Source organism: Methanosarcina barkeri 3 (assembly GCF_000970305.1).
GTDB lineage: Archaea > Halobacteriota > Methanosarcinia > Methanosarcinales > Methanosarcinaceae > Methanosarcina > Methanosarcina barkeri_A.
The window spans coordinates 3,361,679-3,387,770 of record NZ_CP009517.1; the positions used below are offsets into that span (position 1 = coordinate 3,361,679).

Annotated in this window: 21 protein-coding genes; 7 read left to right on the forward strand and 14 right to left on the reverse strand. The window is 40.5% G+C overall.

The genetic code is table 11. The features are described from left to right. Nucleotides 1-440 precede the first annotated feature (440 nt). Nucleotides 441-1,043, reverse strand: a complete 603-nt coding sequence (locus tag MSBR3_RS13640) for a TIGR00296 family protein (protein WP_048108790.1) — start codon at nt 1,041-1,043, stop codon at nt 441-443. 465 nt (nt 1,044-1,508) lie between these two features. Then, a complete protein-coding gene (locus MSBR3_RS13645) occupies nt 1,509-2,747 on the reverse strand; it encodes a phosphoglycerate kinase (RefSeq protein ID WP_048108791.1) in 1,239 nt (412 codons plus the stop codon). Between the two features lie 299 nt (nt 2,748-3,046). Here MSBR3_RS13645 and MSBR3_RS13650 point away from each other — a divergent pair, with 299 nt between their 5' ends. From MSBR3_RS13650 to MSBR3_RS13660, 3 genes are all read left to right on the forward strand, one after another. After that, nucleotides 3,047-3,589: a uracil-DNA glycosylase gene (locus MSBR3_RS13650; RefSeq protein ID WP_048108792.1), complete on the forward strand. Its 543-nt coding sequence runs from the start codon at nt 3,047-3,049 to the stop codon at nt 3,587-3,589. A 656-nt stretch (nt 3,590-4,245) separates the two neighbouring features. Next, nucleotides 4,246-4,542, forward strand: a complete 297-nt coding sequence (locus MSBR3_RS13655; protein WP_048108793.1) for an Hsp20/alpha crystallin family protein — start codon at nt 4,246-4,248, stop codon at nt 4,540-4,542. A gap of 170 nt (nt 4,543-4,712) precedes the next feature. Beyond that, nucleotides 4,713-4,907 carry a 4Fe-4S dicluster domain-containing protein gene (locus tag MSBR3_RS13660; RefSeq protein ID WP_048108794.1) on the forward strand — a complete coding sequence of 65 codons (195 nt, stop codon included), beginning with the start codon at nt 4,713-4,715 and terminating at the stop codon, nt 4,905-4,907. A 211-nt stretch (nt 4,908-5,118) separates the two neighbouring features. Here the strand turns inward: MSBR3_RS13660 and MSBR3_RS13665 are convergent, their stop codons facing one another. The 8 genes from MSBR3_RS13665 to pta form a co-directional block, all read right to left on the reverse strand. Further along, complete coding sequence (locus tag MSBR3_RS13665) at nt 5,119-6,882, reverse strand: TolB-like translocation protein (RefSeq protein WP_052723413.1); 1,764 nt, start codon at nt 6,880-6,882, stop codon at nt 5,119-5,121. Nucleotides 6,883-7,282: 400 nt separating this feature from the next. Then, nucleotides 7,283-8,692: an S-layer protein domain-containing protein gene (locus tag MSBR3_RS13670; protein ID WP_048108795.1), complete on the reverse strand. Its 1,410-nt coding sequence runs from the start codon at nt 8,690-8,692 to the stop codon at nt 7,283-7,285. Between the two features lie 279 nt (nt 8,693-8,971). Beyond that, nucleotides 8,972-10,453, reverse strand: coding sequence for a HEAT repeat domain-containing protein (locus tag MSBR3_RS13675; protein ID WP_048108796.1), 1,482 nt, complete (start codon nt 10,451-10,453; stop codon nt 8,972-8,974). Next, nucleotides 10,453-11,301 (reverse strand): hypothetical protein, encoded by an 849-nt coding sequence (locus MSBR3_RS13680; RefSeq protein WP_048108797.1) that lies wholly within the window; start codon nt 11,299-11,301, stop codon nt 10,453-10,455. The genes MSBR3_RS13675 and MSBR3_RS13680 overlap by 1 nt, the downstream gene beginning before the upstream one ends. Further along, on the reverse strand, nt 11,298-11,906 hold the full coding sequence (locus MSBR3_RS13685; RefSeq protein WP_048108798.1) for a helix-turn-helix transcriptional regulator: 609 nt from the start codon (nt 11,904-11,906) through the stop codon (nt 11,298-11,300). Before MSBR3_RS13685 ends, MSBR3_RS13680 begins: the two co-directional genes overlap by 4 nt. Before the next feature lie 433 nt (nt 11,907-12,339). Continuing rightward, nucleotides 12,340-13,095 (reverse strand): acetate--CoA ligase family protein, encoded by a 756-nt coding sequence (locus MSBR3_RS13690; protein ID WP_048108799.1) that lies wholly within the window; start codon nt 13,093-13,095, stop codon nt 12,340-12,342. Nucleotides 13,096-13,453: 358 nt separating this feature from the next. Then, on the reverse strand, nt 13,454-14,680 hold the full coding sequence (locus MSBR3_RS13695; RefSeq protein WP_048108800.1) for an acetate kinase: 1,227 nt from the start codon (nt 14,678-14,680) through the stop codon (nt 13,454-13,456). Between the two features lie 125 nt (nt 14,681-14,805). Continuing rightward, nucleotides 14,806-15,807, reverse strand: a complete 1,002-nt coding sequence (pta, locus tag MSBR3_RS13700; protein WP_048108801.1) for a phosphate acetyltransferase — start codon at nt 15,805-15,807, stop codon at nt 14,806-14,808. A 269-nt stretch (nt 15,808-16,076) separates the two neighbouring features. On the opposite strand from pta, the gene MSBR3_RS13705 reads away from it, so the two are divergent. From MSBR3_RS13705 to MSBR3_RS13715, 3 genes are all read left to right on the forward strand, one after another. Further along, nucleotides 16,077-16,655, forward strand: coding sequence for a flavodoxin family protein (locus MSBR3_RS13705; protein WP_048110543.1), 579 nt, complete (start codon nt 16,077-16,079; stop codon nt 16,653-16,655). A gap of 331 nt (nt 16,656-16,986) precedes the next feature. Next, the gene (locus tag MSBR3_RS13710; protein WP_048108802.1) at nt 16,987-18,756 is read left to right on the forward strand and encodes a chloride channel protein; all 1,770 of its coding nucleotides are present in this window, start codon (nt 16,987-16,989) and stop codon (nt 18,754-18,756) included. Nucleotides 18,757-18,867: 111 nt separating this feature from the next. Further along, nucleotides 18,868-22,434 carry a HEAT repeat domain-containing protein gene (locus MSBR3_RS13715; protein ID WP_048108803.1) on the forward strand — a complete coding sequence of 1,189 codons (3,567 nt, stop codon included), beginning with the start codon at nt 18,868-18,870 and terminating at the stop codon, nt 22,432-22,434. A gap of 76 nt (nt 22,435-22,510) precedes the next feature. On the opposite strand, the gene MSBR3_RS13720 is transcribed toward MSBR3_RS13715, so the two are convergent. The 3 genes from MSBR3_RS13720 to MSBR3_RS13730 all read right to left on the reverse strand — a co-directional run bounded on the left by MSBR3_RS13720 (nt 22,511) and on the right by MSBR3_RS13730 (nt 24,671). Further along, entirely contained in the window at nt 22,511-23,017 is a 507-nt protein-coding gene (locus tag MSBR3_RS13720; protein ID WP_048108804.1) for a hypothetical protein, read from the reverse strand. Between the two features lie 403 nt (nt 23,018-23,420). Further along, the gene (locus MSBR3_RS13725; RefSeq protein ID WP_048108805.1) at nt 23,421-24,128 is read right to left on the reverse strand and encodes an endonuclease/exonuclease/phosphatase family protein; all 708 of its coding nucleotides are present in this window, start codon (nt 24,126-24,128) and stop codon (nt 23,421-23,423) included. 177 nt (nt 24,129-24,305) lie between these two features. Next, complete coding sequence (locus tag MSBR3_RS13730; protein WP_048108806.1) at nt 24,306-24,671, reverse strand: cupin domain-containing protein; 366 nt, start codon at nt 24,669-24,671, stop codon at nt 24,306-24,308. Between the two features lie 182 nt (nt 24,672-24,853). On the opposite strand from MSBR3_RS13730, the gene MSBR3_RS13735 reads away from it, so the two are divergent. Further along, a complete protein-coding gene (locus tag MSBR3_RS13735) occupies nt 24,854-25,129 on the forward strand; it encodes a hypothetical protein (protein ID WP_048108807.1) in 276 nt (91 codons plus the stop codon). Nucleotides 25,130-25,340: 211 nt separating this feature from the next. On the opposite strand, the gene MSBR3_RS13740 is transcribed toward MSBR3_RS13735, so the two are convergent. Continuing rightward, nucleotides 25,341-25,997: a hypothetical protein gene (locus MSBR3_RS13740; protein ID WP_230627494.1), complete on the reverse strand. Its 657-nt coding sequence runs from the start codon at nt 25,995-25,997 to the stop codon at nt 25,341-25,343. Nucleotides 25,998-26,092 lie beyond the last annotated feature (95 nt).

Sequence of the window (26,092 nt, forward strand, 5' to 3'; positions counted from 1 at the left end):
ATCCTAAAATTCAAAACTTGTTTCTTGAGCCCGTATCTTGAATAATCATCAAGATCATGGTCACGAAAACAATTCTGGAAATCTCTGATAGTTAGGAATAAAATGGCTTTTGAGAAACTCAAGTAGAAATCCTTCAGGAATTCTGCCAACAATATGAAAAAGATACATTTTTAACAATATAAATTTTTTTATCCACTTAGGAAGATGGATAATTAAAGGAGTCTATACAAGTGTGTTTTGAACTTGAAACAGGTGAAAATAAGAAGTTAAAAAAACCATAAGTTAAAAACTAGAAGTTAAAAAATCAGAAGTTAAAAAACCAGAAGTTAAAAAATCAGAAGTTAAAAAATCAGAAGTTAAAAACTAGAAGTTAAAAAATCAGAAGTTAAAAAATCAGAAGTTAAAGCCATAGCAAATACCGGCAATCAAAACTTCCGGTCTTACTGCAATTTTTCCTCAATTACCTCGCCACTTGGTTCTTTTTCCTTGAAAATCTGCCCTTCGAAACAGGAGACTTCGGCTCCTTTGAGCCAGGCATCAGGCGAAAGACCAGCTTTCAGGCAGGTATGGCCCAGAAACTCGAGAGAATCCATATTATACTCAGGGGCAACCTGAGGAAGCAAAAGTCCCTGACAGTACCCCTGCTTTACAATAAGTCCATGTTTTCCGATCTCTATGCGTTCAGGAAGTTCTTCTACAGGAGCATTAATCTTTTCAGGCTGGGTAAGAACTGTTACCTCAACAACTATCTCATCCAGTTCATCTTTTCCCACCGGATGAAAACGCGGGTCCCGAGTTGCCGCAGAAATTGCAGAATCCATAATTGCGTCCTCAAGTCTGGAATCCGGGAACGGATGCCCTATACAGCCTCTAAGAAGCCCGCTTTCCGTTAGTGTAACAAAAACTCCCCTTTTCTCCCCGAAAACCGGCGAAAGCTCAAAATCAAGTTCCTGAGGTTCCGGAAGCCTTTCTTCCGAGAGGAACAATTCGATCGTTTTCCTTGCAAGTTTGACTGCAGCCATGCCTTCAACGTCTGTAAGCATACTTGAACCAACACCTCAACTTTGTTTTGAATTATTTCCTGTAACCCTTAACCAGTATTAGATGTCATTATTATCATTACCAGCATAACTGTATATGTTACCAGTATTACCAGTATCAACTTAAATACTCCACCGTTACCAGTACTAACTGTAAGTGCTACTAGCATTACCATTACTAGCTGCAAACTCCAGATGTGCATGTCTACCTAGGTAGATCACTAACCTAGGCTAGTATGATCTACCTAAGTTAGTATGATAATATTTATGTTAAAGCTAGTTAACAGTATGTTCATCAGAGCCAGTAAAAGTATACTTCCGGAATTTTACTTTTAAGAAGCAGGAAGATGAAAAGGATTGTTTTAAAAAAGAAAAGCCAGGGAGTTCGGCAGAGGAGAACTCCCAGAAAGAAACTCCCAATAGAAAGCTTATTTTTTATAAATGCTAGAACTTGAAAGAAACGAACAATCAGATCTTCTTAGCTTCCTCATATCTCTTAGCTGCAGCCTTCAGAGCCTCAACGCCAGGAAGCTTTACTCCTGAGAGATAATCAATTAATGCTCCACCGCCTGTACTGATGTGAGAGAAACGGTGTGCAAGCCCGAGATGCTCGACTTCTGCCGAAATATGTCCACCGCCAATAATTGAAAACTCGGACTTAGTAGCAGCTTTTATAATCTCGTGCGTTCCAAGGGCAAAATCAGCAACTTCGGAAATCCCTGCAGGGCCATTTAAAACAACAGTTTTTGCACTTTCGATTTCACTGGTAAAGTTCACAATGGTTTCAAGCCCAATATCGTTTATAGGGAGAGAATCGTAGTTAAGTTCCGAAACAGGTAATTCAACCCGCTTCTTATTATCGTTTAAAGCCACGTCCCTGGGAAGACCAACTTTATCTTTGAATTTCGCAAGTATACCTTTCGCTTTTTCGATCTGGTCTTCATAGCCCTGGGATTTGATAAAATCCAGATTTACTTTTCCGATATCTATACCTGATGCTGCAAGCGCCACATTTGCTACTACACCTGTCAGGAGTACCCTGTCAGCCCCTCCGTTTGCAAGTACATTTTCCGCCACCCGGAGTGAGTCATCGACTTTAGCTCCACCGAGCACGAAAATCGTTGGCCGTTCTCCTCCTTTGATCCCCCTATTCAGAGACGTGAGCTCCTTTTCCATAACTCTTCCGGCTCCTGTAGGGAGAACCTCAGTAAATCCGACTACGGAAAGTTGAGATCTGTGGGATACGGCAAAGGCATCATTAAGGAAGATATCCACAAAAGGTGCCAGTTTTTTAACCGGGTAAGTTTTTGCCTGTTCTGATGGAGGTCTTTCGAGACTTTCTTCGGAATAGAACCTTACATTTTCGAGCAGGATGACATCCCCATTTTCCATAGAAGCAATCCTGGTCTTTGCGTAAGTTCCAAAGATATCATCTACATAGAGGACCTGCTTTCCCAGATATTTGGACATCAGGTTAGCATGAGGCTTCATTGTGGTGAAGTCTTTTTTTCCTGGCCTGCTCTGGTGTGCAAGCAAAACAACTTTTGCGTCCTCAAGATCCTTCAAGGTGGCAATATGGCTTCGGATCCGCATATCGTCCAGAATATTACCCTGTGGATCCATAGGGGAGTTCAGGTCAACTCTTACAAGAATTGTCTTTCCATGCGTGTCAAAATCATCTATTGTAAGAAAGTTTCTAGAAGTCATACCTCAGCGCACCTTTGTGAATGAGATTTTATATATAGAAAATAAAGTTTAATAGCAAATTTTAGAGAATTTTTTATCATCAAATAGTGGTTATGTTTGTCATGGAATTTTTTCCATAAATAAGTTTGTTTGCGTGCAGGTCTCATGAAATGGATTACGAGTTTTATATAAAAGTCAGAATCAAAAACTGGCGACAATTTAAGAATATATCGGATTACATAAAAAAATATTAAAGGAGGTAGAAGACAACGACATATGAGAAGGATAACCGTAGAGATTTTGAAGAGAGAATCAGAATAATGGTGGAAGCCGGATACGAAACTGTTGCAAGGGAGATAATTAAATGCACCCGATGTCCGCTCCACAAAAGTGCAATCAGAAGAGTCATAGGAAAAGGGTCCTGTAATCCGAAAGTTTTCTTTATAGGAGAAGCTCCCGGGAAAAGCGAAAATGAAACAGGGATTCCGTTCTATGGCAGGGCAGGAAAAGAACTGGATAAAATGATCGAGTACATGAGACTTTCCGAAGAAGACTGGATGGTAACAAATACGGTCAAATGTCACCCGCCAGAAAACCGAAAGCCCAGGACAAACGAGATCGAGTGCTGTAAACCCTTCCTGCTTTCTCAGATAATCCTGCTTAACCCGAAAATCATAATCCTTCTTGGTAATACAGCCGAGAAGTCCTTTTGCCCTGGAAGAAAACTCGAATGGGGAGTCCCTGTGGAACATGAAGGAAGAATGATCCTGAAACTTTATCATCCTGCAGCCCTGATCTATACTTCCTCAAAAAAGGAGATCCAACGTGCTTTCATTGACAAAAATCGTGACCTATGGAGCTGAATGACCCTGACGGCAGCCATGCCTTTGCAAGCAAAGTAACGGAAGTTTACCAGCTATAGAGTCACCATCATAGAGTCACCATCATAGAATCACCGTCATAGAGTCACCGTCATAGAGTCACCATCATAGAGTCACCGTCATAGAATCACCGTCATAGAATCACCGTCATAGAATCACCATCATAGAGTTAACCATAGAATTACAAGCCATAAAGTTAGCCACAGAGTTACAAGCTTTAATGTCCCCACTTCAGGAATCCGTAGTAAAGCTTTATTACCCGCTTATCTGATCTTTCTAAATTAGAATGATACAGGTTCAAACGGTCTATGAATCGATATATCCATTCACAAATTATAAATATCGAGATTTTTACTTTATTATTGGGGTTTGTGTAGCAGTTAGGAACAAGAACTTGAATAAAAATCGATATCTAATGTCGTAAATTTAAGACTCTGATATCTAGTCTCATAACTTCTAAGATTCAAATCTTGTGCCGTAACATCTAATATTCAAGTATCTGATGTCGAAACGTCTATGTTCCAAAATGAGATCCAAGACGCGGATGCCTTAACACCTTGCACCAAATTCCCGGATATACGGATGAAATTTATTAGCTTATATAGCTTACCGGGGAAAGACTCTTCGGGAGGGGTAGTATGGCTATGGTGAAAATGTCTCCTGATGTATTTTCGTGTTCCGATGACAAGGGAAACCTGGAAATCCAGGTTAATTTGCCTGGGGTAAAGAAAGAGAATATTGAACTAAAGATGGTTGAGGAAGGATTTTTCGTAAGAGCGAAAAGAGAAGAAACCGGAGTCGAATACGCCGGAACTTACGCATTCTGCTGTGGGGTTATCCCTCAAAAAGCAGTTGCGAGATACTGCGATGGAAAACTGTTCGTGATAGTGCCCTATAGAGAAAGCTCAGAAACTGTCAATGTTGAAATTCAGTAAAAGACTCACAGGCGTTGGAATTCAGTAAAAAAACTGTAAACTTGAAATTCGGTAAAAGAAACTGTAAACTTGAAATTCAGTAAAAAGGCAAATAACAAGATTGTATCGATATTAGTATTAGATACTGCAAATTGAATTTTTTAACCTGGAAAGAACACGGTGGAAGGAAAATGCATCCAGTAATCGACTATAAAAAGTGTACAGGGGCTCTTGCTTGCTACGAGGTTTGCCCTGCAGAAGTTTTTGATATTGAAGAAATTGACCGAGTAAAAAGGGCAGTTGTAGCCCGTCCGGAAAACTGCATAGAGTGTAACCAGTGTGTGGAAGCCTGTCCGGAAGATGCCATCGAACTTATTGAAGATTGAGCTGAGTAATCCTCCTGAGAACCATCTACAGGTGATACCAGAAAAAAAGTCATTCTTTTACTCAGGTTCAAGTCCGCTGTAAAATCCCTATCATCTATGCTCTGGTGAACGATACTGCTTGCCGGTTCATCCGGTACAGGTAAAAAAATATAAGAAGAAAAAGGAAGGAGATTCTTGCCTTTTTCCTTATTCTTAGTAACCTGTGACGTGTTTATGGAGCCGGATTTGTCTCCTGGACTTTATCAACAGCACTGGACTCTTCGCTCCCTACAATTTCCTTCACAGGTATATTTTTCCAGATAGAAGAGGAATTAGAAGAAGAGTTAGAAGAGATATTCGTCGTGCTGAGTTCTACAAGAGAGTTTTCTTTATACTCCCAGTCAATATCTGAAGAAAACTGAATAGACCCTATAATGAGCTGTTCTCCATTGGGGCTCCACTCTCTAAAGATGTCATGTCTACCTTTTATTGTAGGCGTTATCTGAGTGAGATTAGAACCGTTAGAATTAACAACGAATAAAGGAGCAGCTACATTTTGACATTTTGAAGGGCCTGGTTCGTTTTCGATGATCTTTCCGGTATCTGGATAAAGGGCAGATGTGAACACTATCATATCTCCAGACGGACTTATCGAAAATTGTTTAACCTTTTCAAGAGGGTCACAGAATAAGGCCCAGAAATAAGAAGATGTAAGTCCGAAACTTGTTATAAAGGTCAAATTGGTTCCGTCGGCATCGATTGAATACAGCTTATTTTTATCTTCAACGAATAATATTTTCTTTCCATCAGGGAACCATTGAGGTTCACTAGCATTGCCTTCATACAAGAGACGCTTATTGTTCTCTTCTCCTTCCACGATATAGAGATTACCCTTCTGATTCACCAGAAGAAGTGAACCGTTTGGCTGCCAGTACTCCTTTGTCAGGATACGTTGTTCACTACCATCGTAATAAGAAATGTTTCCTTTCAATTCCGAACCGTCAGTGTTAGATATATAGGTTTGCAAATTGAAGCTCCCTGGTAAACCCGAAACAAGGATTATTTTTTTTCTGTCAGGACTGAGCGAAAACTTGCAATACTTTTCATTTTTATTCTCGGGCTGGAAAGTCTGAATCAAGTCCCCACTCTCGTTGATAAGATCTACAGTTCCTTCATCTGTAGTAATGAAAATCTTGTCAGAGTCGTACCAGTCTGGCTGTGGATATGTATCTGAAGTAATTTCGCTGGCATTTGTCCCGTTTTTGCTTGCAATGTACACTTTAGTTGAATGGTTTTCAGGATTTTCCCATTCAAATGTGATTTTACTGGAATCAGGACTCCACTCAAGATTTCTCTGAAAACCAATATTCCCAATGTTTTCTAATGTGTCTGAAATGTCATTATAGTTGGTCCCTACACCCTTCAAATCAGTACCATCGGGATTGCAAATTACGAAACAATTTCCAGAGTATTTAGGGCCAGCAAATCTTGAGATTTGGAAATATATCTTATCTCCGGATGGAGACCACTCGGCTCCAGGTATAGAATAACTGTTTAATTCTTTTACTCCATAATTAATTTCTCCGAATGTATGGGACTTCATATCTAATAGATATTGCCTGTGAATATTATTTGAAAAAGAAATCGATTTGGAAGAGGTAACCAGTAAGTATCGCCCATCAGGGCTCCATGCTATATAACTTACTGAGAATCCTTTTTCTTTCGGAAGAATATCTTCAAACTGTGTAACTTTAAACTGTGTACAATTGTTAAGCTGTGTACTATTGTTAAGCTGTGTATTGTTAAACTGTGTATTATTGTTAAGCTGTGTATTGTGTGTACCGCTAAGCTGTGTATTGTGTGTATTGTTAAGCTGTGTATTGTGTGTATCGATAAGCTGTGTAACACTAGAATTTTGATCTTCTGATACCGAGCTTGCGAATGTTACGCTGGCAGAAAGTAATAATAACATCATAATCAATATACTTTTTAACATTAGAATCCCATCCAAGCTTATTTATTTGTAAATTACTTTATGACGAAGATTGCCTGATATTATCTGATTATCCATTTCTTTTCATTTCGTTCAGTTTCTTTTGAAAATTAATAGATCAAACCTTCAAATGTTTCAATCACTTCCATTCATACTCGATCCATGTCGAAAGATTCCTCTAAGCAGATTCAGCTCTATTACTTTTCGATTTAAATTTCACAAGGTAAGGTGCTCAGGTCAACATATACAATATAAAGTTAAAACCAGGTCAACAAATAGTCGATATCAAGTTAACATCGAGTCAACAAATAGTGCTAAACTTTGTGAGACAGGACATTCATTCTTTTTATGTTGCCTGAGTCTGAGATACCCAGTTCCCTTTGATGTGATCTTTTTCTTATTTTCAGCAAAAAGTTTGTTTGCTTTTCATCGAGATATATCCCCAAAATTCCTTGCACCATAAGATGGATGATTCCATACTTTTATTAGTGAACTTTGCTGGTACCTTTTCGGAATCAGAGGGTGCGGAACAATTAGAAGTCGAAACACTTTCGAAAGTCAGACTGCCCGGATCAGCTTCATCCACTCCACCAATGATTTTCTCAAGCGTGAATCCCTCTAGTTTGTCCCCAATATTAAGTGTTATGGCATTTGCATAGTCAATAAGCCAGATTCCATCGATCCAAACAATACTTTTTTCTGTACCCACGAATAACTGTTTGACGTGAACTTTCATAACAACAGTATCGTTCTCACCCTGAATATTGTCAAGGACAATACTCCATGTCTTGTTGTCTTCGGTACTTATTGAGATATTTTTTTCCGCAACATGTTGCCCGTCCCTGGTGAGTTCTAGCAAAACCGTTTCATTGACAATATCAATCTTTTTAGCTTCAAGAGCGTATCCATGGTCAAGATCCAGTTTTTCTTTGGGTTCGAGGGTATAAGTTTCGTTACTATCAAGAACGAGCTTAGCAAGCTTGTTAATATTGGACTGCCAGATTGAGCTATTATTTGCAAACAATGGAACATAGTTCTCTTCAAATAATCTAATTAATGGGTACTGTTCACTAGACCAGCTATCGCATTTATAATTTGTACCGACAATATTACAGGTTACAGAAGAATTATTCATGTCATTTTTGAAAACAAGACCTCCCAGATTAGATCTATCTACTCCGCTTGTGATTTTCTTAAGTGCAAAATCTCCCAATTTGTCCCCAATATTGAGTGTTCTGGCATTTGCATAGTCAATAAGCCAAACTCCGTCGATCCGAACAATATTGTTTTCTACACCTGCAAACAACTGGTTGACATACACTTTCATGACAACAATATTGTTTTCACCCTCAACATTGTCAAGAGTGACATTCCATGTCTTGTTATTTTCCCCGGTATTAACTGAGATATTTTGACTCGCTACAAATTTTCCATCTTTAGTGAACTCTAGCCAGACAGTTTCATTGTCAATATCGATTTTCTTGGCTTCAAGAGCATACCCGTTTCCGAGATTTAATTTTTCATTGTTTTTGAAGGTATAAGTTTCATTGCTGTCAAGAACGAGTCTGGCAAGCTTGTTAACATGTAAGTCCGGTATATTTTCGCTATCATTGAACAGCGGAACATATTTGTCTCCAAACAGATCGATTACAGGGTATTGTTCGTCAGACCAGCTCTCGCACTTATAATCCGCATAAACAACATTGTAAGTATTGTTATTACTGCTAGTGGTGTCTGCTGCGCTTGCAGTGCCTGCTGCAAACACAGTTAAGACAACAAGAGCAGCCAGTAAAATTGCTGTATGGTTCTTCATTTGTTATTTTTCCTCCTTACTTCTGCAGATAATTTATAAATACTTTACATTTCATTTTCACTTCATTTTCACTTCATTTTCACTTCACTTTTCACTTCATTTTTCATTTTACTTTTCACTTCACTTTCAAATATTGAAAAATCTAGCATAGCCTCGGCTAATAGTTGATCACTATCGATCAAAAACCTGGAAAATGTAAGAGATCTTTTCGGACTCCCAAATTTTCGCAATTGTTGCTAGACTAATAAAAACTTGAGTCTTGCAGCCCAGATAGATTGTTTAAAAAGGAGAAGAGTTATTTCCTGTTTCTCCTCTCCTGAGTTTTTCCAGTGACTCCTCTGCAACAGTCCTTACAAACCCGTACTCATCTGGGTCCATGCTTATCCGGTTCAAGCCTTCCACTGCTTGTTGTCCTCCCAGTATCCCAAGAGCTCTAACTTCAGAAACTCTGACTTCTTGTTCTCTCTCGGTCTCAAGAGCCTTGAGGAGAGGTTCAACAGCTTTCCGATCTCCAAATTTCCCAAGGCCTTCTGCAGCACTTTTCCTCACTCTATAGCTTTCATCTTCAAGTAAGGAAATCAAAGGTTCAATCGCTCGAGAGTCTCCTATCTCAACCAGAGAATTCACAATATTTTCTCGTACTAACCAGTCTTTGTCTGCAAGAGTGGCAATAAGAACGTCTACAGCCTCAGGGTCTCCAATATCTCCCAAAGCCGTAATAGCAGCATTCTGGAGATTTTTGTTCTTTGACTGGAGAAGCCCTTCAAGAGAAGGTATTGCCTCCCTGCTTCCTAACCTTCCAAGAGAACGGGCAGCTTCTTCCTGTACCTCGGATTTACTGTCGCCAAGAGCATTAATCATGAGCTGTTCACTCATGGCAACCTGTTCAGGCTCTTCAAAAGAACTCAGACTACGAATGGCTTCTTTTCGAACCTCTGGAACCTCATCATTCAGCATTTTAATCAAGAGAGGAACAGCAGCAGGGTCACGGTTAGATTCAAACACAGCTATGGCATTAATCCGGACTGTGGGATTACTGTTCCGCAGCTTTTTAGCTACTTTTTCAAATACATCTTCGCTTTTAAAGTTGCCAAGCGTATTGGCAGCCGAACGTCCGAGTTCTTTATCACCCAACAGATCCAGAAGCGTATCTGTACAAGCCGGATCTCCGATTTCTTCAAGAGCGTATACAGCTTGATGGCGTATATCGGGATTACCTTCATGCTGTGTTCTGGCATCATCACGATCCATAACTTCACAAATAGGCTCAGTTGCCCTGGGGTCCTTCAATAACCCAAGCGCAACTACTGTAAAGCGAACTACTTCCACGTCTTCGTCCTTTAATAGTTCAATAAGGGGTTCAACAGCCTTTATGTCTCCAATTTCTCCAAGTGAATAAGCTGCATTCCTACGAACCTCAGGAGAGGGATCATCGAGAATTTCCATCAGAGGTTCCACAGCTTTTTTATCTCTTATTTCTCCAAGGGCAAGAGCAGCATAACTGCGCACCTGCGGATTTTCATCTTTTAAAGCTTCAATAAGGGATGAAACTGCAGGTTCCCCAATATCAATAAGTGCATTAGTTGAAGCCGAAGCAACCTCCTTATCCTCATCCCCTAGACTTCCAACTAATTTCTCTGCTCTGGTTTTAAGAGGGTCCTGGCCAAGACACCCAGCACATATACTGGAAAGCAAAACTAAGAGAAGCAAGAGTTTTGCATATCCGTGGCTGCAAAATTGACTTCGCTTTTTCATATGCATCACCTGGTCTCCTCCTTTGAAGGGATTAATAGTTCGGCAAAAGCCACCTGATTCTGCCATCTAGCCGTTACATTAACCTTGAAGCGGTCCTCGCTGCTCCCTATTACCACGTTCTTGACAGGCATGTAAGATTTTCCCGAAGGTTTGCTATGTGCAATTTCCACAATTGCATAGGGATAGTCGGGCCAGGTCCACAGAGGACTTTTATCTTTTTCTCCTGCATCATAAAGTTCGGAAGATGTAAGCACCAGTTCTCCGGTTCTCTCGTTTGTTACTGTAAGGTTTGTTGACACGTTTCTTGCATAGCTAAGCCCTTTGTTAATAATATAGCCATAGATCCTGTAAACATCAGAATTGTTTTTGCTTTCCATTTCATATTCCAGCTTAAGATGAATTTCCGGAAACGGGATATTTACAGGATAAGTCTCTTCATCCAGAAGCCTGCTATTCTGAATGACCCTAACCTTTACAGGGTACTCCCCTGGAAGTTTATACCCAAGCCATACTTTGACCGAGTTATTTCCTGGAACAAGCTTTATCGGCTTCTGAAGAGAAGCTGATCCTTCATCCCATGGATTTGTTGAGTTATCGGAGATTATCAGCCTTGGTGTCGAGTAACTCACTCCATTTTCATCCACAAAAGCGTTCTCAACCTCAAGCCACACATCCACAGGTTTTAAACCGTTATTTTGAAGCGTTATGTTCAGCTTTCCAGAGTCACCAGCCCCGAAAGGAGAAGCATGCATATCAGTAATTTTTACATCGGCCCCATCTCCATAGTACCATGACCCTCCCAGAACCAGAGCCAATAAAACAACTGAAACCGAAATAAGAGCACTTTTCTTCATTTCATTTCACCCCTCAGCCCCACGTTATCCTTAAGCTCATCAGCTATCGAAATGCAGTTTGTAAGCCCATATTTTTTCTTTGTTATTATGCCTCTCTTTTCCAGGTTCATGAGAACTCGAGAAACTTTGGCCTTGGAAAAGTCAAGAGAATTTACGAGTTCATTCTGGAGAATTCTTCCTCCTTTTGCTGCAATCAGTTCAATTGCTTTCCTCTCATCCCCTTCAAGAGCTCGAAGAAGGACATCTGTAGGGTCGATGTTAGCCCTGGGCAAAGTCTCCTCAACAGCAGAATTTTCAAGCTCTAACTCAAAAACTTTCTCAGGAGGTTTCTCTGCAATAACGTTGAGAGCCGCTATCTGTGCTGCCTGTCCGGTTACTGAAAGCTCAGAACCCTGAACCCCCAGGTACAGTAGAACCTGAGCTAGCGCCAGACCTCCAAAAAATCCGGAAAAAAGAAGAATATACGCTTCTTTTACGGTATATACATACGGGATATCCACAACCTTGAACGTATCTCCTTCAAGCTGGATTACCACTGGTGAATCCTCAAGTAGGAGATTAATAGCTATAGTGCTCGAAATAAGCAGGATACCCACAGCCAGCATGAGTCTTTTCCGTTCCTGGGCCGTCTTATCACCTCATTTACTACTCCAAATATGTACGAAACAAATGTTATAATTTTACTATGACCAGGCCCGAAACGTCTCATAATTCTGCAACCATAGCCGTTAGATAGCGAAAAAGCTTTTGAGAAGGATTTGGGAAAAAACCGGAAATTTGCCTGCAACCCTTTTGAAAAAACTGCTTGACCGCAAGCCTTTTAAAAAAACTGCTTGACCGCAACCCTTTTAAAAAAAGGCTTGACCGAAAACCCCTGATAACGTTTAGATTTGAAAAACTTATCCCCTAACCCTATAGGCGTGATAAACCGGCGCAACGGTTTCGGGTCAACGGTTTCGGGTCAACGGTTTCGGGTCAACGGTTTAGGGTCAACGGTTTAGGGTCAACGGTTTAGGGTCAACGGTTGACCTAGAAAATTCACAGGTCACTCTTTAGTATTAACCTCAAGTCCACAGCAAGTGCGCCTTTTCCTTTTTCAAAAACCATCATAGGGTTTATCTCAAATTCTTCAATCTCAGGAAAATCGCAAACAAGATTCGAAACCCTGAGAATTATGTCTACAAGCGCATCAATGTCAGCAGGCTTTTCCCCTCTGATTCCGGCAAGGAGCGGATAGGTTTTAATCCCTGTGACCATATCTCTGGCTTCTCTTTCGTCAACAGGGGCTATCGCAAACCGAATATCTTTGAGAATTTCTATATATATTCCACCAAGACCGAACATTAGCATTGGCCCGAAAGTGGGATCATGAACCATCCCTAGAATTACTTCTTTGCCGCCTGAGAGCATTGGCTGAAGCTGTACACCTTTAAGGGATGCATCAGGCAGTTTCTTGGGGATGCTATCCATTATGTCCTGATAGGTAGCTTTTACTTCAGAAGCATTTCTAAGGGAAAGTTTGATTCCTCCAATATCGGATTTATGAGAAATCTGCGGAGAAACAACCTTCATTACAAGCGGATAACCTATCTCTTCTGCAGCAATCATAGTTTCTTCTATATTCTTTGCAAACGCAGTCTTTACTACAGGAATGCCGTAAGCTTTCAGAATATCAAAAGCTTCAAGGCCCAGTATGTACCGGTTCTTTTCTCTGGCAGCCTCAAAAATCCTGGCTACCAATATCCTATCTGGTTTGGGTGCGTGAGGGAAAAGATCCACCTGTTTCATAGTCATATGACAGCTCAAGGACAGTTATTCTTTGGGGTATTAATTTTATAACAATAGAAATTACAACTCTCGAAGGTAAAAAGTTATTTTTCAAAATCAGAAAAAGTGGAAAATAGAAGAAAAAACAGTGAAAGAGGAACAAAAGCAGTAGAAACGGAAGAACAAAAACAGTAGAAACGGAAGAACAAAAACAGTAGAAACGGAAGAACAAAAACAGTAGAAACGGAAGAACAAAAACAGTAGAAATTGAGTTCGTAACAGCAAATCCTACATCAAAGCAAGTTCAACAAAAAAGTACAACTTAAGCTTTTAATGAGACTAAAAGTTAAAAATAGAAAAAGTAAAGGAGATTTTCCCTTTACTATCAAACAGGTACCGAGCTACGCAGTTTAGCTTCGGTCTCAACAATTTCCTTAGTATCCCTTGCAATGGTAAGTTCTTCATTGGTTGGGATAACAAAGACTCGAATCTTTGAATCTGGAGTGGAGATGTCGATTTCCTGACCTCTGATCTTGTTCTTTTCCTCGTCAATCTTTACTCCAAAGTTCTCAAGACCGGAAAGGATTCTCTTTCTGATGCTTGCGCTATTTTCTCCGATGCCTGCGGTAAAAACTATTGCATCTGGGTCATCGAGCACAGCTGAATATTCACCAATAACTTTCTTGATCTTGTAAGCGAAGACTTCGAGGGCAAGCTCGGCTCTCTCGTTGCCGTGGGATGCGGCTTCATCAAGGTCTCTGAAGTCATTGCTGATGCTGGAAATTCCGAGCACACCGGACTTCTTGTTCATAAGGGTGTCGACTTCCCTAGGAGAGAGGTTTTCTTTTTCCATAATGAAGGGAACTACTGCAGGGTCAATGGAACCACACCTGGTACCCATACAGACCCCTTCAAGCGGGGTAAAGCCCATGGTGGTCTCAATGGATTTTCCGCCTTTAACAGCTGCAATGCTTGAACCGTTCCCAAGGTGGCAGGTGACAATCTTAGTTTCCTCTGCGGGTTTTCCAAGCATAGCGATAGCCCTTTTGGAAACGTACATATGTGAAGTTCCGTGGAAACCGTATTTCCTGATCCCGTATTTTTCGTACATGCCATATGGCAGAGCATACATGTAGGCATATTTTGGTATTGTCATGTGGAACGCAGTGTCAAACACGGCAACCATTGGTACGCCAGGCATGAGTTCTTGACAGGCAGTAATACCCATCATATTTGGAGGGTTGTGGAGAGGAGCCAGATCAAAGCAGTCTCTTATAGACTTTTCTACATCTGTGTCAATTAAAGCCGAAGCAGTAAATTTCTCGCCACCGTGCACAACCCTGTGCCCTACAGCATTAATCTCACCCATATCCTTGATGACACCAAATTCCGGATCAGTAAGACTTTTAACGACCTCTTCCATAGCTATTTTGTGATTGGGGAAGTCAGTAGTCTTTTCCAGCTTTTTACCATCGAACCTTTTCTGGGTAATGATCGAATTATCGATACCTATCCTCTCACAGAGACCGACTGCAAGAGGGGACTCATTGGTCATATCAATTAATTGATATTTCAGGGATGAGCTTCCTGCGTTTATTACCAATACCTTCATGTCTAAACCCCAATTCATAGATTGCTTTTAATTTACGTTTTATATATACAATAAAATATTTTATATATGAAAGTCAATAAAAAGCTTCCTAAAACGTTCATAAATATAGAAACGTTTGAGATTATTTATTTCTCCTGTGCTGCAGCCTGGACGCAGGTAATTGCAACGGCACCTACAATGTCTTCGTCGCTGCAGCCTCTGGACAGGTCATTAATTGGCTTGGCAAGTCCCTGGGTAATAGGGCCATAAGCTTCGGCCTTTGCAAGCCTTTGGGCAATCTTATATGCAATGTTTCCAGCGTTGAGGTCGGGGTATATAAAAACATTGGCCTTGCCTGCAACAGGGCTTCCTGGAGCCTTTGAAGCTGCAACTTTGGGAACAATTGCTGCATCTACCTGGAGTTCTCCATCGATTGCGATATCAGGGGCGAGTTCCTGTGCAAGCTTTGTGGCAGCAACTGTCGCCTCGGTCAGTTTGCTGTGTGCGCTTCCCTTGGTTGAGTAAGAAAGCATCGCAACATATGGCGTATCCTGAACCAGCAATTCAAAGGTTTTTGCAGAAATGACAGCAATGTTTGCAACATCTTCCACACTGGGCATTTCGACCATACCCGAGTCAGCAAAGAGGAACGTCCCATCTGACCCGTATTCACAGTCCGGTACGGCAATGATGAAAAAAGCAGATGCTAGAGCTGCACCAGGAGCAGTTTTAACGATCTGGACAGCGGGTCTAAGTGTATCAGAGGAAGAGTGAGCAGCACCTGAAACTACTCCGTCGACTTCACCGAGCTTGGCCATCATAACAGCGAAGTAAACGTAGTCCTTCATAATCTCGGCTGCGCTTTCGAGTGTAACACCTTTATGCTTTCTCAGCTCATAGAAAGTCTGAATATATTCATCTTTTCTCTCATACGTCTCAGGATTTACGATTCTTGCTTTTGAGAGGTCAAGGTTTCCAGCAAGGGCTTTGATGTCCTCTTCCTTACCGACAAGGACGACCTTTGCAATACCTCTTTCGAGAATCTTGGCAGCTGCCTGGAGGGTTCTTATATCTTCAGTTTCAGGTAAAGCAATTGTTTTATCAAGTTTCTTTGCTCTTTCACTGATCTTTTCTAGAAATGTTACCAATCAACCAACCTCCTATATAATTAGAGTAGCTTAAGTTAGCTGGGTCTTAATATATAAATTTACGTAAAATGGGTAGAGATATATATAAAAATGAAAAATATATATTTAAAACACCCGGCATCGTTTTAAATGCAAGTTCTATTTTGAGATGCTTAATGATCTGAACTAATTTTATTCTGGACTAATTTTATATCAGATCCGTGAAACTTAAGACAATATTACTGAATATCAATGATAAATTAATATAAAAGAGTTCCGGAATGATTTCAATGAAGATACTTGGAATTTCAGGTAGCCCTCGAAAAGGCCAGAACTGTGAGAAAATGATTGTAGCTGCTCTCGAAATTGCAAAAGAGAGGGGCTTTGAAACCGATACTGTTTTTCTCTCAAAAGAAAAAATTGCCCCCTGTAAAGTATGCGGAGCTTGCATAGAGAAAGCTTCCTGCGTTATTGAGGACAATATGGAGGAGGTTTATGAGAAAATGAGAGCTGCAGACGGTATAATTGTTGCATCGCCGGTATATATGGGAAATTATCCTGCCCAGCTTAAAGCTCTATTTGACAGAAGCGTCCTTCTTCGCCGCAATAAATTTGCACTTAAAAACAAAGTTGGAGCAGCTCTTTCAGTTGGAGGTTCAAGAAACGGAGGTCAGGAAAAAACCGTTCAGTCAATCCAGGACTGGATGCATATTCATGGTATGATTGTAGTTGGTGATAATTCTCATTTCGGTGGAATAACCTGGAACCCTGTAGAAGAGGACTCCATTGGTATGCAGACCGTGTCCGAAACTGCAAAAAAAATCTGTGAAGTTCTGGAACTTATCCAGAATAACAGAGATAAGGATTGAGTGAAAAATTGTAAGTAGAAAAGGCGAAGAATAACGAAAACAGAGATAATTGAAAATAGTGAGAACAGGGAAAGTTGAAAATAGTGAGAACAGGGAAAGTTGAAAATTATGAGAGCAGAGAAAGTTGAAAATAGAGAAAATAAATAGAAAAAAGAACCTCCAATTTTCACAGGCTAATCTCTGGGTATACATTGTATAATATAATATAATGATACCTTTAAATAAATGATTGAAATCCTTCGAGTGAAAAGTATTCAGGTGAAAATAAACCTGAAACTTACCTTTTTTCAAAAAAAGGAAAACACAAAAGGATTATAAGAGGCACGAGTTTTTGGAAGTTAGTTCAGAGCACAAATTGGCATTTCACAATGTAAGAGAACATTTCAGGATAACAGAGTATATTGCCCGGTTTGATACCGAAACTGCCAGAATCAACTCAATTGCCATTATAATCGGGCTCCTTACAGGGTTCGTGATAGGAGTTTATGACCGGACTCTCAGGTACAGCAACACATTTCTGGGTATGCAGCAAGGGTTCCCATTACACGAGTTCCCACACTATTATGTATTATTCGTACCTGCCCTGGGAGGGCTGCTGGTAGGAATAATCTCCCATTTTTTGATGAAAAAGAAGTACGGCGTTGATGGGCTTATAGAAACCGTAACCCTCCGTGGTGCAAGGCTTACTCTCAGGGATGTTTTTCTGGAAGTTTTTACTTCAATAATCACAATCAGCTCAGGAGGTTCACTGGGAAAGGAGGCACCCGGAATCCTTGCAGGCGCCGGTACTGGGGCTTTTGTGGGGAGAGTCCTGAAAAGTACGGAAAGGCAACTTCAGGTTCTTCTAGGCTGCGGAGCTGCAGGCGGAATTGCAGCTGCCTTTAACGCACCTCTTGCAGGGGTAGTCTTTGTAGTAGAGGTAATTTACGGAGAACTTGAAACCAGGACCTTTATTCCGATAGTTATCTCCTCGGTCTTTGCAACTCTCGTCTCAAGCACACTTTTCGGAATTAAACCTATAGAGATCTCTTCCTACCAGCTGGTAAGTCCCTACAAAGAACTCGGACTCTATCTTATGCTCGGACTTCTTGCAGGGTTCATCTCTGCACTACTGATCAGGACGCTTTACTACACAAAAGATATTTTTTTGGAAATCTCTCTCCATCCCGTTCTCAAGCCTGCCCTGGGGGGGCTCGCAGTAGGTGCAATAGGCCTTTTTTACCCCAGGGTTCTCGGAATGGGCTATGATGTAATAACGGATGCCCTTAACAACCAGTTTACTTTCAAGCTCCTGCTAATCCTGCTTTTTTTAAAGATCCTTGCCTTTTCCCTGAGCCTGGGCTCTGGAGGTTCAGGAGGAACTATTGTCCCTTCTCTTTTTACAGGTGCAATGCTAGGAGGAGCTTTCTGGACAGCTGCAAACTTGTTTTTTCCGGGAACTATAGCCGAGCAAGGGGCATATGCTATGGTTGGGATGGGTGCGGTCCTTGCCGGAACTGCCAGGGCTCCCCTTACTGCCATCCTGATCCTGTTTGAAATTACAAGAAATTATAACATGATTCTTCCTCTCATGTTTGCCTGTGTCCTCAGTAATGTGATGTCAAATGCCCTTTACCCGGAGTCCATTTTCACGGAAGGCCTCCGCAGAAAAGGGTTCAAAATCCGAAAAGGCAGGGAAGTTGACATCATGAGCTCTATGTTTGTAAAAGATGCCATGATCACATATGTCCAGACAGTTTCTGAGGAGAAGAGTGTTGAGGTACTTACGACCCTGATGCAGGTAAGCCGCCACGTCGGTTTTCCGGTCCTTGATTCCAGAGGCAAACTTTCAGGTATAGTGACCCTTTCTGACCTCCGGAGCAAAGTAAAGTCCGAAGACATCGACAAAAAAGTAAAGGATATAGCTACCCGACGTCTGGAAGTTGCCTACCCTGATGAAACCCTGGATGCAGTCCTCAAACGCTTTGCTTCAAAGCAAATAGGTAGGCTTCCTGTTGTGGATAGAGAAGATAAAACCAGACTCCTCGGTCTTATTACCCGAAGCGACATCGTAAATGCATATAACAAGAAAGTTGTGGAAAAAGTCCGGGATACATATTGAAAATACATACGAAAACAGTAAACCTAAAAAAGGTCCCCTGACAAAAAGAATAAAATCTGGAAAGGAAACACCATTTATAGAAATACCGTTTATAGATTGTGGGGGGCCGTTATGTCTGAGTCCGTAAATAAGGGTAACTCAAACGTGAACCTTGAGACGTACCTGAAAAATATAATATTGGAAAACAGAGATGAAGTCTGTAACTACGTAGAATTATCGGCCAGAGAAATATTGCCAATTACGCGCAGGCTATTCGAAGAAAGGGTTTCCCTTGCTTACGACTTCAAGATCTCACAGATCGTGGAAAAAGAAAGGCACCTGATAATTTACGGGGAAGCAAGTTCGGGAAAAACAAGCACCCTTAAGTGGCTGAGAACTGTCTATGCCAGGGAATATATACTGAAAAGAGAAGAGTTTGTTCCGATATATATAGAGCTTGGTTCATATGTTAAAGGTTCTTTTTATAATTACTTAAAAGCACAGGTAACGAAAAAAGGTATTTCTGAAACGGATTTTAAGAAACTGATTGAAGGAAAAGCTTTGTTGTTACTGGATGGGTTTGACCTGCTCACACCTTCTGAAAAATTCTCTCCCTTTGATGAAATATCCGATTTTATTTCCGAGTATGAAACCTGTAGATATGTTATTGCTTCAAGACCCGAGCCTTCTGATAGCTTAAAAAGTACATTTGCACTCTCCGAACTTGAGAAGTTGACCGATGAAAAAGTCAGGCTGTTTATAGAAAGAAATGTTCCGAATAAGAGACAGGTGAAGCTTTTAAAAACTATAATCCTGGAGGAGACTCAGTCAAAACCTATTCTCAAGAACCCTCTGCTGCTTTGCCTCTGGATCAAACTTTCAACTGCGCACATGGGAAGAAGAGGAAAACAGGAAGATATCCAGCACTTTACCTCTTGTGATTCTATTCCTTCCAGCCGAGCAGAAATATATCAGGCTTTTGTTTCGGAACTTTTTAAAGATTACAGGAAAAGAGAGGAATATTTTAGATCCCAGAACCAACTGCCTCCAAAGATGTGTTTCGAGAGAACAGACTCTGAAACAATAACATATGAGAGAACAGACTCCCATAAACAAGGTATAGAAAGAACAGGCTCTCAAGAGCTGAGTAAAGAAAAAACAAACTCTCAGGAACTAATTACAGAAGTAATAGACTCTCAAGACCTGAGTACAGAAAGAAAAGACGCTCAAGAGCTGATTAGAGAGAGAATAAACTCCCAGGAAGCAAGTAAAGGAAGAACAGACCCTCAAGAGCTGAATACCGAAACAGTAGAAATTGAAGATTTCCTGATGAGCTTGGCCTTCAAACTCCAGTGTAGGAATAAGATTTCATGTAAGTATAGTTGTGCCCTTGAAGTAGCAGAAGCATACATAGAATCCAGAAGACCTGGAAGGACTATAGAATACAGCAGGTCTGATAGAGTAAGAGCGAAGAAACTCCTTCAAGACTGCTTAAGGCTCGGACTCCTGATAAGAACGAGGTCCGAAGTAAAGTTCGGAATAGATCGAGCTTTCCAGGAATATTTTGCGGCTCTGAAACTGAAAACATACTTTGAAAGCGGTATGGATACTTCAAAAGCCTTCATAAATCCGAGATGGGAAAATGTGATAATGCTCACCTCGGATTTACTGGAATCAGGAGAAGAACTTGTAAATTCGATTGTGTCAAGCGGAAACTTATATCTGGCTTCAAAGTGCGCTTTGAGAGCCAGCCCCGAAACAAAAGGAAAACTATGTACTTTACTTGCCAGGAAACTTGACAGCAAGTATACTGTAGAAAAAGTAAGAGCTATTCAAAGCCTTGGAAGACTCGGAGCCTGTGGGATCAAGGCCAATATTGGAGCACTTAAGGATAAAGATATAAGAGTAAAAAGAGAAACTACGAAAGTGCTTGGGGAAACCAGGTCAGAGATGGCACTTGTTCCCCTTGGGGCTGCAATTGGAGACGAAGATTATTCTGTGCGGATAGAAGCCGTAAAGTCTCTTGGCTTAATAGGATCCGAAAGAGCAATCGAATTGCTCAGGGACACATTCAAAGATAAGAATCGAGCTGTCCGACTGGAGGCTGCAGATGCACTAATGCAGATAGGATCGGAAAAAGCTCTGGAAGTCCTTATTTCAGCACTTGGGGCCAACGATGACTTTGTTCGGATTGGAGCTGTAGGAGCTCTTGGAAGAACAAACTCCAGGCAAGTAGCAGAAGCTCTTATAAAAGCATTTCAGGAAGAAGACAAACTTGTCAGGTTGGGAGCAGCCGAAGCCCTGGGCCGAATGAGATCGGAAAAAGCTGTTGAACCGTTTGTAGATGCACTTGAAGATAAAGATGAGTTTGTGCGCTGGATTGCTACAAAAGCGCTTGGAGAAATCAAATCGGATAAAACTTCAGGCACATTTATCGATATGCTTGGGGATAAAAGCCGCTTCGTTCGAAGGGAAGCTGCAAAAGGGCTTGGGGTTGTAGGGTCAGAAAAAACGCTTGATCCCCTTGTTTCCGCACTTTCGGATGAGGATGAATTTGTAAGAAAAACAGCAGTAGAATCCCTTGGAGAAATAAAGTCCGAAAAAACTGCTAAAACCCTGATAAATAAACTCCACGACGACAGCCATTTAGTCAGACTGGAAGCCGCAAAAGCCCTGGGAATGATAAAAGTCCGGAAAGCTATTGCTCCGCTGCTTTTTGCACTGGGGGATGAAAACCGTTTTGTCAGGAAAGAGGCTGCAAATGCGCTCGGACAGCTTGAATCGGAAAAAGTTCTTGAGCCGCTTATTCGTATTTTCAAGTCCGAAGACCCTCTTACAAGGCAAGGGGCAGTAAGAGCTCTTGGCCAGATAAATCTGGACGGAGTTCCGGACTGCATATCGGACCGAATATTTGATTTTACTGATAATGCCCTGAAGGACAAAGATAAGTTTGTGCGAAAGGAAACCGCAAAAGCCCTGCAAAGCCTATCAGAAAGCAGGCGCGAAAGAGCGTTTGAATCCCTGATCAGCGCTCTGGATCATGAAGATGACGAGGTCAGGAGGCTTGCAGCCGAGTCCCTGGGGCTTTTTGATTGTGAAAAAGCTATCCCTCCACTGATCAGTGCCCTAAAGTCCAGAGATGCAACCGTGCGCCGGTTTGCAGCCAATGCCCTCGGCCGGATAAGGTCAAAAGAAGCCCTACAGCCTCTGATAGATATTCTGGTTTTTGACAACAGTGGCTTCGTAAGAGAAGAAGCTGCAAAAGCGCTTGGAAAAATAAAGTCTAGACGGGCTATAGAACCCCTTATTGATGCACTAATGGACAAGAATAATGAAGGAAGATCAGGAGCAGCCGAAGCTCTTGGCCGGATTAAAGCCGAAAACGCAGTCAATCACCTTATTTCCGCCCTTACGGACACGGACGATTTTACGCGGCTGGCTGCTGCAAAAGCCCTCGGCCGGATAAAGCCGAAAAAAGCCATCGAGCCCCTGATCAACAGCCTTTATGACTGGAACCGTTTCGTAAAAGCCGAAGCTGCCGGAGCTCTCAAAAAGATATGTACTGAAGAGGACAGACAATGTTTGCAGGCTTTACTTGACTCGGAAAACGAATTTACGGCAAACCTCGCTTTTGAAATCCTGGAGAACATCGAAATGGAGGAAATCTTAAAAACCGAGCTGTTTTTAGAGTGGGAATAGGTCAGAAATAGTACTACAGATTTGTAGATTTACAGATTTGTAGATTTATAAATTATGCTAATACTTTGAAGCTTGATTAACGATTTAATTTTTTAGTGGTGTTTTTCTGATTTTCAGGATGGTCCGGATAAAAAACGCTTAAAGTCGAATCTGGATTTTGTAGTTTTCTAGTGCCCTGGTTATAAGGAAAAACAACAGTGAGAATGTCCGGCCGCAGTCCGAATTTTGTAGAGTTATGCATATAGTCGTTACCATATTTCCAAGAAATATTTGTTAATTGGAGTGTAGCACTATTAATTCCTATCTTCTGTACTTTCACTTCTGGAAATTTGAAAAAGATCTCCTTAACTTTTGGTTCCAGGTTCTTAGAGCCAAAAAGGAATATATATGCATTGGCTAAAGGTGATAGATGATATTCGACATCAACCGTTGCATTTGCTCCACTAAATTCCATTACTATATCATCGACATGGATATACCTTCCTTCCCTGTATTGCTCAGAGTTCATTGCTGGAGACACTTTTCCAGCTAATAAAACAGCTGAAATAATAAAGGCAATTATAATTATTGATTTTAAGTTCATAGTCCTTACTCAGTGATAATCATTATATCGAATCTATTTTATGCACTTTTTTGTTTAATTTTTCAATTTGATAGGCAGTGTACCGCAAGTCTATTGATATAGTCATTAACTACTAAAAAGCTTTGAATTTAAGTTAAAAAAATCAACAAAGAGAATAAACAATTTCATTTGAACCGGAAAAATGAAAAGGTAAAAAACAAAGGAAAAACAAGGAAAACAGGAAAAACAAGGAAAAAATAAGACCAAATAACCTTACTAGCTATACTGAGTCTTTTTTGTCACGCTCGACGCAGGAGAGCGCCTTACACATATAAAAAGAGAGGACAGATCAAAAGAGAAACTATACGATTAAAAAGAAGATACTGCAAGACTTCCATATGAAAATTCCAAAACACGAATTAATTCACTCTAATTCTGCCATTAAAGGCATATGATCACTTAGAGAGGTCCAATCTTCATATTTACCGACCGAAAACGATTTTCCACGAGCAACGAGATCTGAAGGCGCAAAAATGTAATCTATATGATAAGGAGTCTTTCTGTTTTTCCTGAAATACAGTGTCGGTTCCCTTTCAATCCCGAACTCTGTATTTGTAAAAGTATGATACATACTGAAAATATCAAATTGTTCTAACAAATTAATTACATCAGTGAGTGTTCCGTAAAGAGGATATTTTTGATTCCCCTGATCCCAGATAACGTTCCAGTTAAAATCACCTGCAATAACCGTTGGAAATCTGAACAAATCTTTATAGTAGTTCAGTGACTTCCAAACTTCTCCAATGTATCTCCTTCCTGGGTCCTCTATATTATTCTGCGACCAGACAGCAATAAGATTCATGGCTTCACTGCCGTTCACTGTGACAGGAAGGATGTATCTGTAATTTTTACAATAAGACTCATGGATTGAAATTTCAAAATCATTGAAACTGAAAACACCAAGCCCCTTGTTTCTGTTATCACCTATCCATAAAACATCATCGTAAAATTTATCGCTGAATTTATCCGGATGCTCACATTCAGAAACAATTAATAAATCAGGATCAAATGGAAGAATGTGTTTGTATTTCTTCCGGAAAGCCATATTACAGTTCCAGGTTATGATTTTCATATTAAGACTACTAATACAGTCACTAGTTACTAAAAAGCTTTGAATTTAAGTTAAAAAGAAATTAAGTCTTTGCCGTTTCGATGAGTAAATTTCATTACAAAAATAAACCTAATGAGATCAAAAATCATTATATTTAAGAAAAATTCCTAAAAACCTGATTTTATGACTTTATTTCATTCATTCCACCAATTCCGTATCCTCATGCGAATAAGCCGGCGCACAGCAGCAGAGAATTTTCAGCGGCGTATTTCCTGTGTTTTGAATCCTGTGCGAAGTGCCAGGAGAAATACAAACCGTATCTCCTTTTTTGACCTCGAATTCTTCAGAGCCAAGAGTCATTATCCCGCTGCCGTCTGTAATATGATAGATTTCTTCGGTCAGGTGGTGTTTGTGAAGAAGGGTTTTTCCTCCTGCTGGTACGGTAGCTTCGGCAAGGCTCTGGTTTGAGTTGCCGTGGACTGACGGATGCATGAGTTCACGAATAATTGAACCGTCTTTTGTAACGTAAGGTTCTATTTCTTCGTATCTGGTAAAGAACTGCATTATAAACTACTGAAAATCGCGATTATAACTATTTTTCCATTCAAAGGACTTTGCGTCTAAACTCTCTTATTTGGAACTTTTCTTGTAAAGCCATACCAGGCTCAAATTATTATATATGTTATACATTACTAATTATTAGTAGGAGAAGATTCGATGAGTAATGATACTCGGAGCATGAAAATATGAAAACAAATATGAAAACAAATGTGAAAACAAGTGTGAAAACAAATAAAAAACCAAATGTCGATAGCGAAAATATGAGTACTGATGTATTCACATATGTTATATGGGCTATCTTAATTTTAAGTCCGTTATACCTGCTTTATTTTTTATATTCGTTAGCTACAGGAGGTTCGATTACTAATAGCATGATACCTTCAATAGTTTTCTTCGTGGCTGGAGTAATTACATTATTTGATATCCTCGCAGTTCATCAAATAACGACTGTAAGAAAATGATTGTGAGAAAATGATTGTGAGAAAATGATTGTGAGAAATCAGCTTCTTATCACACATCATCTGTAATACATTTTCGTTTTAGTTTTATTGTTTTGAACTTCCGGAATCTGAAAAACCAAACTAATTTTGCACTTTCACCTAAAGTCCTCAATCTGCACTTGAAATAGAGAGAAAATAGGACTTTAGATGTAGCCCATTTAAGGGAGAAGTTTCAAAGGGGAGGTGTGGATTCATCTCCCTTCAGAAGTTCGGAAAAGAGTAAGGAGCAGCCAGGAATCTGTTTGATGTTTACCATAATCATGTTTATATAGAAAGGCCCTCCGCGTTGAATGTCTATAGGTGAGGGGTCTACGAATTCCCATATGTCAACAGGATGTTTGAGATAAAAGGCCTCAAGTTCCGGGCTGTTTAAATGCATCCTGGATGGAAAACCTACGGCGTGGGCTATGGAACTTAAAAAAGATTCTGCTTCGGCATCCAGAAGGAATACAAAAAAGAAATATTCCCCATGAGGCAGGTCAAGCATGAACTTGACATCCGTACGAAGCTCGGAGAGTAAAAGATCCTGCGTGCTTTTTCTTAACACCATAAGAAGCAGCACCTTATCTTTAAAAAGGAGTTCCTGAACCGTGTCCGGCAGGAAAAGATCCCCAAAGACCAGTTCAAAATACTCATGATTCGTAGCCTTAAAATCGTTTCTGATGAATAGTATGTCTTCATCGCTCAACAAAGAATAACCCATATTGCCCTGAGAATCAATTATTGGAGATTTTCCGGCAGAGATTTCTTTCCAGAACTTATCAAGAGCTTCATCGTCTATCCGGGATAACAGGTGTACACAGGTTCCGACATCAATATCTTTCAGCACTAAAACCCCCCCATATTTAGGAATCGACTTCGATTAAAGAAGTACAGTAAAAGCCGATGGTTATCAAAACTAAGGTTTAAGATTATTAGTTCTTG